1 protein-coding gene is annotated in these 280 nt (G+C 59.6%); it reads left to right on the plus strand.

What is annotated here, in order from left to right:
- On the plus strand, positions 1-280 hold a 280-nt coding region (locus tag LZP73_RS21070; protein WP_234236952.1), incomplete at both ends, for an efflux RND transporter permease subunit.

Here is a 280-nt window from a genome sequence, read left to right on the forward strand (position 1 = left end):
TCTGCTACCCAGCGGGATGCCCAGCCGTCCGACCTATCGCAAAGCGAACCCGTCGGATGCGCCAATTATGATCCTCACGCTGACATCCGATACTTATTCGCAGGGTGAACTGTACGATTTCGCCTCGACGCAGCTGGCTCCGACGATTTCGCAAATCGACGGTGTCGGTGATGTCGATGTTGGCGGCAGCTCGCTGCCCGCCGTACGCGTCGGGCTGAATCCGCAGGCGCTGTTTAATCAGGGCGTCTCGCTGGACGACGTACGCACTGCCATCAGCAAT

The organism is Shewanella sp. AS16, assembly GCF_021412365.1.
GTDB classification, from domain to species: domain Bacteria; phylum Pseudomonadota; class Gammaproteobacteria; order Enterobacterales; family Shewanellaceae; genus Shewanella; species Shewanella salipaludis.